Here is a 6,820-nt window from a genome sequence, read left to right as displayed (position 1 = left end):
GAATTGCTCACCACTACCCATCGCTTCTGAGAGCTGCTATTGATTCTGGTTACCAGATCCTGGCCCCATTGCTTAAAAGACCCACCCACATCCGGATTTCCCCCAATCCATAAAGCAGGATGTGTACCCGGCGCATATTCCAGTTGTCCCCAACCTGCAAAATGTCTTACCGTCATCTGTGCTGCAAGGAATCCACTTGAAGTTACCAGCGCACTTTCTGCATCAAACCTCAGCGCTGCAACCTCCTCCGCATCCTTATAAATCCCCAGCTGCACATTATTGCTGCGGCTCGTACCGTTATTGAGGCCAAAAAGATGCAAGCCCTCCAGGTAATGGTTTAAAAATTCCCGCTGTCTGGGTATGCCCAGATAAGCCGTTCCCCCAAAGTAAAGGACAGATCTTCCACCCACAGCAATTGATCGCCCTAAAGCGCCCTTAATTGCCCTAAAGTCAAAAGTTTTCATGAATATACATCATCATTTTAACCATCTCCTTTCTAACCTGAGCAACAGGCAGCACAAAATTATTATTCATAAAACTGAAAATATACGTTTTACCTCTGCGGGTCACTACATAACCGCTCTGATTGTGAACACCGGATAAAGTTCCTGTTTTTGCAAATACAAAGGGCTGATCTGTGGTTGGATAAGCCCGTTTTAAAGTTCCGCTTTTTCCACCAGCCGGTAGCATAGCAAACAATTTTTTCCGATCGTTTACCCTTTTGTAGATCAGTTCCAGCACACGTACCATGTCCGCAGGTGTAAATAAATTATAACGGGAAAGTCCGGAACCGTCTACCCATACCGGTTTGTCTGGCAGGGAAATCAAAAATTTCTGTTCTGTTGCAACTATCGTCTCTGCAGTTTCCAGTTTTGCAGACGCCTGATTTCCACAAAGCAACAGCAATTGCTCTGCGATAAAGTTATCACTGGGTAACAGCATCTGTTTTAAAACAGAATCCCTCGGTAAGTCATATAAAGTCCTGGCACTATCTGGCATTTTTAAGGCAATCTCCTCAACTTCCCGGTGTAAGGTGTCCGAAAGCAAGGCAAGTGTTAATGCTGTACTTGTTTTAAAAGGGAGGAATTGCGTTTTAAAAGTTAAATTTCCTGAAGGAACATGAAAACGGTTGGTTAAAAACTCTCTTTTTATATAGCCATGTCGCTGATCGGAAAGACCATCTCTTAGAAAAGCTTGTTGAAATAACCCAGGTGAGATTTTCATCCCGCCGGCCATTTGCACCTCCACCAAATTACCATACAGAGGCAATTCCGTGATCTCTGCCTGGAAATCCTCATTATAGTCATCCCAGGCCCATCCAGCCCCATATGCCTCGCCAGTATAGCGTCCTGGTGCATAAAAAAGCTTTCCCTGGTGTTTCTGAAGAAAGCCCAATGCCTTGTTTCCCTGCAACTCCCGGTGCAGAAAGGACGGATCCCCTGTTCCCCAGAAGATCAGAGAATCACCCTTTTCTATATATCTTAAAGCTGGAATGGTATCTGGCAATGCCATCAGCGCTGCATAAAAAGTATATAATTTGGTATTGGATGCCGGAACAAAATACTGATGGTTATTCTGCCCATAAATCACCTTTCCCTTATCCAGGTCAAACAACTCAAAACCAACTGGATACTGATGAAGAAGTGCAGATTCCTGAAAAGCTTTCTTTACTTTAACTGCTATATCCCTATCCAGAGAACAACCCGCAAAAACACAGCAAAAGAAAAGCAGAAAAAATGAGGTAACAGCAAATTTCGGTTTAAACCACATAATATGAATTATGTTATAGGAATCTATGCCTAAATTATTAAATTAGTTTATGAAATCCATTTTACGGTTAATAAAAATATTTTCTGCAAGAATCATATTACTATTATCTGTCATTTGCCTGTTTCTTCAAAGTCCACTTCGAGCCCAGACCTTCAATTTTGATGGAGACCGCGAAAAAGACGTCATGGATTTCCAACTGATCAAAAACCTGATTGTCATTCCTCTGTATATCAACGGAAAAGGCCCTTATAATTTTGTTCTCGATACCGGCGTTAGCCCGATGATCATCTCCGATCCCACCATTATAGACAGTTTGAGTCTTGGCCCGCTCCGGGTAACCAAGTTATCCGGCCTTGGGGCCGGCAACGATGTAGAAGCTTATTTAACCGATCAGATATATGTCAGAATTGGTCATTCTACGATCAGTAATATCCCTACGGCCATCTTGAAGGAGGATCTGTTTAACCTGTCCAGCTATCTGGGCACCCGTATTTACGGACTGATCGGTTATTATTTTTTCAACAGCTTCGTCGTCAAAATTAAATACCCGGCCAAACGCCTGTTTTTTTCACTCCCGGAAACCCGCGTAAAAAAGAAAGGCGAAAGAATTCCCCTGGAAATGATCAGCAATAAACCCTATATCAAAGCCACAGTCAATCCTGCAGGGCTGGAGCCTTTTGAAGCTAAACTGATCCTGGATATTGGCGCCAGTCACGCCATCTCTATGGAATCTTACCAGGACAAGCCTTTTCCTCTTCCAGCAAAAACCATCACCGCCAATCTTGGCGTTGGATTTACCGGGCTCATCAGCGGACATATTGGCCGTATCAGCAGTTTAAAGATCGGTAGCACGCAATTCGACAATGTGTTATCCTCTTTCCCCGATTATGAAGAAGCTGCTGCCAAAACTATGCTCAAAGAACGCAACGGAAACCTCGGCAGCAATGTGATGAAACACTTTGACATCACCTTTGACTATGCCGATTTCTGCGTCTATCTTAAACCCAACAAATACTATAAAAGAACTTTCGAACACGATATGGCCGGCATGGAGGTCTATATTGAAGAGGGAAAGCCCAGTCACTACCTGGTGGGTCGTATAGAACCCGGCTCACCTGCCGAAGAAGCCGATTTTCATGCCCAGGATGAACTGCTTTCCATCAATTTCAAACTTATCCACGAATACAGTCTGGACGATATCGACCTGCTCCTTAAATCAGGCAATGGCCGCCGTCTCATCATAGAAATTGGGCGGGGAAAAGAAAGGTTGTACAAGCTGGTCATTCTCCGAAGAAGAGTTTAAAATTAAAATCGGTTCCGCCGAATAGCCCATTTTAATATCTTTGTTCCCATATGATGAAGACCATTTCACTGCGAATCCTGCTTGGCCTGTGCCTGGCACTAAGCGCCTGCCATACAGATACCTCTACACATACCCAGAAAAAGACCAGCCCTAAAACCCGCCTTTCTTTCCTTCCTTTTAAAGGCGTCCGGTACCATGAAGTGAAAAGAAGGTTTTCCAACGGCCTTTCCTTTGACTCCCTGGGCTTTCAACAGGAACCCAGCTGGATCATTCAGTTTGAATCCAATGACTCTATCCTGGCCTATAGCCCGGAAAAGAAACGGATGCTGGGCTTTCATCTCCTGTATGATCATGGCGATGTCTATAATTTTGCTAAAGAATGGTTCCGGATCAAAAGCATCTCCAAAGACAGCGTACTGATGCAGCGGTTGCAGGTCAACAAACGGGAAATTGCCAACGATATCCGCTCAGATGTCAACCTGACCTTTTATGCCGAAAATTACATCAAGAATGTACTAAAAACAAGTGCAGATATTTTACAAAGACCAAGCCCACGAGACACCGCTTTTATACAAAAACGCGCCCAAACAGCCAATGCCCACCCCAACAACCGGGATAGTGTTTTTGCAGCAAGGCAACCCGTTCAGATGGTCCCGAAAAGCAACCTTGTCTCTATAGAAAGACTCAGCTCCGTAGACGTACTGAATGGAAAAACAGAAGCTTACGATTATCTTTATCCAAGCTATCGAGTGGTTATGCACAAGGCCTATAAAGATTTTGGCTATACCTTCACCGTACTGGTTGACAGCAAGGGTAAAATGAGCCTTGGTACTTTCAGTGGAGAAATACCTGAATACCATGAAGTTCGTAAAAAAGTACTGGAAGGAATCATCTCTGTTTACCTGCAGAATTTATTTACAGTTAAACCCGGAACCACCCTTGGAATAGCCCACGCCAGTGAGATCACAGTGACCATTAAAGGCATCAAAGACTAACAATAATCTGCTCATTATCTTGAAATTATCAAAAAAAATCGCTTTAGTAGATTATCTCAAAATAATTACTAACTTGCAGACTTAATTTTTAATAAATAATACAATGCAAGAAGGAACAGTAAAATTTTTTAATGTAACTAAAGGTTTCGGTTTTATCATCCCTGCAAATGGAGATAGCGAAATTTTTGTACATTCAACAGGCCTTATCGACGAAATTCGTGAAAACGATAAAGTTGAGTACGACGTAGAAAGCGGAAAAAAAGGTTTGAATGCGATCAATGTTAAAGTAATCTAGATTATTATAACCATAATTCGTACGAGCTTCCTGTTCTTCAGGAAGCTTTTTTTATGCGCCTTCGTCCCTTATTTCCCCTTCAGGACTTCAAAAAGCAACTCCGGCTCATTGGTCGTGATCAGGTCAATATGCTGTTCCAGCAGCCATTTCATATCCTCTTCCTTATTCACGGTCCAACCGTTCAATGTTAAACCCAGGTTATGGGCTTTTGAAAACCATTCCGGATCTTTTTTGTATACACTGAAATGGTAATCTGCTCCAACAAACCCATCTTTCTTCAACTGTTCAGCAGAGACCTCCCCATTTAAATAAGCCACTTTGGCCAGAGGATCCAGCACCAATACCCGCTTGAGCACATCATAATTAAAACTGATGTATTCCATCCAGGCCTGCATCTTTAATCTCTTCACCGTGGCAACGACGGCATCTGTGATTTCCAACATACGCTGTCCTTCCCCCTTCACATCCTTAATTTCGAGGATCATCCGCGTTCCCTGCTGTTTCCGGCCTTCTTTAAGGTATTCTTCTAAGGTTGGTACGTCTTCCCCGTTCGACAATTTCTTTTCTTTCAACTGAGCAAAGGTCGAAGTCGTGATCACCAGGCCCTGGTAATCGTCGTCATGGTTGATCACCAGCACCCCATCTGAGGTCATATGCACATCAAATTCTGAACCATAGCATTTCAAGTCAATGGCCGCTTTTAAAGAGGCAATTGAATTTTCCGGCAGATTGTTTTTTTTCCATGCGCCCCGGTGGGCAATGACCTTATTTTGGTTCCATTTCATCTTTTGAGCCTTTACTACAGCAGATAACATACTTAAACACAATAAAATTGACAGGGATAATCTCATCTTAACTATATTTAGCTGCTAAAATAGCAGTTTTTAATTAATTTAGGCCTATGGAGGGTAACTACGGACTTCTTATATCCAAGATCAACGAGTTCAGCAGGAAGTTTTACCTGAACCAGCTCTTGCGGGGCACGCTATACACCGCGGCATTGCTCTTGGCCTTGTATGTCATCCTCTTCCTTTCTGTCTATTACCTCCACCCAGCCGTACTGATCAAAACTCTTTTATTTTTTTCCTTTTGGGGAATTGCCGCTATTGCTATAGTTTACTGGATCTTAACGCCAGTTCTTACCCTGCTGAAGCTGAGAAAAACTCAAAGCCTGGAAGAAGCTGCAACGCTTATTGGCCAGCATTTCTTTCATGTAAAAGACAAGCTTCTGAACACACTTCAGCTGAAAGCACTTGCCGATCAGCACCCCGGCGACAATCAGCTCATCCTCGCCGGAATAGACCAAAAAATCCAGGAACTTAAGCCTGTCCCTTTTTCCAGTGCGATACACCTGGCCGATAATAAAAAATACCTGAAATACCTGGTTATTCCCCTGGCCATTATTCTTTTAATTGCATTTATAGCCCCCTCCATTCTCCGCGAAGGCACCAGCAGTTTTGTCAGATACAATCAGGAAATCCTTCCCCAAGCCCCTTTTAGTTTTGTTTTACTTCAAAGAGAACTTCAGTCCGCCCAGGGGGAAGATTATACGCTGGACCTGAGCCTTCAGGGAGACCTGTTACCGCAGGAAGTCTATATGGTGAGTGGTCTAAATACCTATAAACTTGAAAAACAAAACATCAGCCATTTTCAATACACCTTTAAAAATCTGCAAAAGAACCTGGAATTCCATTTTTCCGCGGGAGGCTTTAATTCCAGGAATTATACCATCCTGGTGAAGCCAAGGGCATCACTTCTGAAACTCAGTGCCAGCCTCCATTATCCAGCCTACCTGGGTAAAAAAGAAGAAAAACACACAAATGCAGGTGACTTGATTGTTCCCGAAGGCACTTTGATTTCCTGGACCATCGGTACCGAACATACGGATCATGTTCAATTTAAACTGGATACCAAAAGCTTCAGGCTAGCTGTTTCTGGTAACCAAAGCCTCTTCAAGGCCCAGGTCAGAAACCATACAACTTACCAGGTTAGCCCTGAAAACACCCAAAACAAAGGTACTGATGCCATAGGTTATAGTATCACCGTAATTAAAGACCTCTTTCCGGAGATTTCTGTAACAGAAAGCCCCGATTCAGCCAGCAATAAGAGCCTATATTTTACGGGTAAGATTTCGGATGACCATGGCTTCAGTGCACTTAATTTCCATTACCACATCCTCGAAAATGGAAAAATAAAGAAAACCATATCCAAATCCATCCCTTTCCAGAAAAATCAGGCGCAATCCAGCTTCTTCTATTTCTGGTCTTTAAAAGAGGCTGCTTTTCAACCCGGACAAACCCTTGAGTACTATTTTGAGGTATTGGATAATGATGGTGTAAATGGGCCTAAGTCGAGCAAATCTACCATAAAAACACTTCTGGTCCCGACGGCACAACAAACCGCGGCAAAAACAGATCAGGGCAGCAATGCACTGAAACAAAAAATGGAAAATGCCAT

Annotated in this window: 6 protein-coding genes and 1 pseudogene; 4 read left to right on the top strand and 3 right to left on the bottom strand. The window is 43.1% G+C overall.

The genetic code is table 11. The annotated features are described in order from the left end of the window. Positions 1-464, bottom strand: a pseudogene (locus tag VNZ46_RS27660) (aminotransferase class I/II); the annotation flags it as partial. Then, positions 451-1,770, bottom strand: coding sequence for a D-alanyl-D-alanine carboxypeptidase/D-alanyl-D-alanine-endopeptidase (locus tag VNZ46_RS27655; RefSeq protein ID WP_325564652.1), 1,320 nt, complete (start codon positions 1,768-1,770; stop codon positions 451-453). The pseudogene VNZ46_RS27660 and the gene VNZ46_RS27655, both read right to left, overlap by 14 nt. 49 nt (positions 1,771-1,819) lie before the next feature. Between VNZ46_RS27655 and VNZ46_RS27650 the strand changes: the two genes are divergently transcribed. From VNZ46_RS27650 to VNZ46_RS27640, 3 genes are all read left to right on the top strand, one after another. Further along, complete coding sequence (locus tag VNZ46_RS27650) at positions 1,820-3,073, top strand: aspartyl protease family protein (RefSeq protein ID WP_325564650.1); 1,254 nt, start codon at positions 1,820-1,822, stop codon at positions 3,071-3,073. 50 nt (positions 3,074-3,123) lie between these two features. After that, the gene (locus VNZ46_RS27645; RefSeq protein WP_325564648.1) at positions 3,124-4,068 is read left to right on the top strand and encodes a hypothetical protein; all 945 of its coding nucleotides are present in this window, start codon (positions 3,124-3,126) and stop codon (positions 4,066-4,068) included. A 103-nt stretch (positions 4,069-4,171) separates the two neighbouring features. Then, complete coding sequence (locus VNZ46_RS27640; RefSeq protein ID WP_008241764.1) at positions 4,172-4,363, top strand: cold-shock protein; 192 nt, start codon at positions 4,172-4,174, stop codon at positions 4,361-4,363. A 68-nt stretch (positions 4,364-4,431) separates the two neighbouring features. Here VNZ46_RS27640 and VNZ46_RS27635 read toward each other — a convergent pair whose 3' ends face one another. Then, the gene (locus VNZ46_RS27635) at positions 4,432-5,148 is read right to left on the bottom strand and encodes a glycerophosphodiester phosphodiesterase (RefSeq protein WP_325564636.1); all 717 of its coding nucleotides are present in this window, start codon (positions 5,146-5,148) and stop codon (positions 4,432-4,434) included. Positions 5,149-5,264: 116 nt separating this feature from the next. On the opposite strand from VNZ46_RS27635, the gene VNZ46_RS27630 reads away from it, so the two are divergent. After that, positions 5,265-6,820: DUF4175 family protein (locus VNZ46_RS27630; protein WP_325564634.1), on the top strand; the 1,556-nt coding region annotated here is incomplete at its 3' end.

It is taken from the genome of Pedobacter sp., assembly GCF_035566355.1.
GTDB lineage: Bacteria > Bacteroidota > Bacteroidia > Sphingobacteriales > Sphingobacteriaceae > Pedobacter.
The sequence above is the reverse complement of the archived record's forward strand: the minus strand, read 5'-3'. Positions and strand labels throughout refer to the sequence as shown.

Coding starts and splice junctions, on each gene's coding strand:
- VNZ46_RS27640 (WP_008241764.1), top strand. CDS start 4,172: ATGCAAGAAGGAACAGTAAAATTTTTTAATGTAACTAAAGGTTTCGGT.
- VNZ46_RS27635 (WP_325564636.1), bottom strand. CDS start 5,148: ATGAAATGGAACCAAAATAAGGTCATTGCCCACCGGGGCGCATGGAAA.
- VNZ46_RS27655 (WP_325564652.1), bottom strand. CDS start 1,770: ATGTGGTTTAAACCGAAATTTGCTGTTACCTCATTTTTTCTGCTTTTC.
- VNZ46_RS27650 (WP_325564650.1), top strand. CDS start 1,820: ATGAAATCCATTTTACGGTTAATAAAAATATTTTCTGCAAGAATCATA.
- VNZ46_RS27645 (WP_325564648.1), top strand. CDS start 3,124: ATGATGAAGACCATTTCACTGCGAATCCTGCTTGGCCTGTGCCTGGCA.